Genomic DNA, 1,538 nt, shown 5'->3' on the forward strand with positions numbered 1-1,538 from the left:
CGGAAGTTGTCAAGGTGTGTGAGACATCAAGCGGTTGAAGAAGTGTGGGAAGTGGCGCTCGTTTCGATGGTCGGCTTGGGCTGGTTGATCCAGGCCTTTACAGGCACGGTTGGGATGGTCGGCCGGCCGCGGCGGAACCGGTCGGGGTGGGCGTGGTAGGCCTGATCGAGGGTGGATTGGCGGGCGGCGGCAATAGCGCGCCAGGTGCCGTCGTGGACGCTGGCGGCCGTATGCAGGCCGATGCCGGAATGGCGGTGGTGGTGGTTGTAGTAGTCGACGAAGGTGGCCATGAAGGCGCGCGCGTCGGCTAGCGAGCCGAACCGGTCCGGGAACGCGGGGCAGTACTTCACGGTCTTGAACAGCGCCTCGGAAAATGGGTTGTCGTTGGAGGTGTGCGGCCGAGACAGCGACCGGGTGATGTGGCAGTCGGCGAGCAGCCCGGCGACGGTCTTGGAGGTCATCGAGGTGCCGTTGTCTGAGTGCACCCAGCGCGGCGCGGCGCCGCCGTTGGCGATGATCGCGCTGGCCAGAAAGTCGCGGGCCAGCAGACCGGACTCGCCGGTGTGGACCTCGCAGTGGATGATCTTGCGGGAGTAGATATCCATGATCACGTACGCGTCGTAGTAGCAGCCCTTGACCGGACCCGCCAGCTTGGTTATGTCCCACGAAAAGACCTGGTCCGGGCCGGTCGCGACCAGCTCCGGGATGACCCGCGGCGGGTGCTTGGCCTGCGCGCGCCGCTCACGGACCTGACTGTGGCAGTGCAGGATCCGGTACATCGTGGAGACCGAGCACAGGTATCTGCCCTCGTCCAGCAGGACCGCCCAGACCTGCTCGGGCGCCTTGTCGGCGAACCGGTCCTCATCCAGCACGGCCAGCACCAGCTCGCGTTCCGTGCCGGTCAACGCCGACGGGTGCTCCCGCGGCGCTGGTGCCGGCTTCGGCCCGTAGACCGGGTGCTCCCACCGGTGCAGCGAGGCCCGCGAGACCCCCAGCAGCCGGCACGCCGCGCTCGTCGAGATGAGCTCACGCAGCTGGTGTAGGGCGGGCATGATCACGTCCGCGGCCGCGGCTTGGCGCCCGCGCTCTCGGAGAGCGTCTCCAAGAGCGCGGATACTTTTCCCGCAACGTCCAACACCGCCTTCGTGGTCTCCAGCTCGGCGCGCAGCCGCTCGTTCTCTACGCTCAGAGCCCGTTCCCGCGAGGCCGGACTCCGACCGCCACCGCCGGCCCCGGCGGTCGGCGTGCCCGCCAGTCGGCCCTCCTGCTGGGCCCGGCGCCACTTGCCGATGTGCGAGTCGAACAGGCCCTCCCGGCGCAGCAGCGCCCCGCGTGCACCGCGATCGCTTGCCGCGTCGTACTCGGCCACCATCTGCGCCTTGTACGCCGCCGTGAACACCCGCCGGGTCGTGCGGGTCACGCCCGCGTCAACGTCTGCGCTACTCATCGTCATCAGGATCAAATCTCATCTCTCGCCCCGTCTTACTTGGCACACAACCGAGCTGGTCGGTTGTCTCACTTCACCTTGACAGACAGGG

2 protein-coding genes are annotated in these 1,538 nt (G+C 67.9%); both read right to left on the reverse strand.

Features of this window, described 5'->3' with window-relative positions:
- Positions 1-26: 26 nt before the first annotated feature.
- A complete protein-coding gene (locus L0H79_RS22100; protein ID WP_301486932.1) occupies positions 27-1,052 on the reverse strand; it encodes an IS3 family transposase in 1,026 nt (341 codons plus the stop codon).
- A 2-nt stretch (positions 1,053-1,054) separates the two neighbouring features.
- The gene (locus L0H79_RS22105; RefSeq protein WP_301486933.1) at positions 1,055-1,447 is read right to left on the reverse strand and encodes a transposase; all 393 of its coding nucleotides are present in this window, start codon (positions 1,445-1,447) and stop codon (positions 1,055-1,057) included.
- Between the last annotated feature and the right edge of the window lie 91 nt (positions 1,448-1,538).

It is taken from the genome of Intrasporangium sp., assembly GCF_030452765.1.
Classification (GTDB): domain Bacteria; phylum Actinomycetota; class Actinomycetes; order Actinomycetales; family Dermatophilaceae; genus Intrasporangium_A.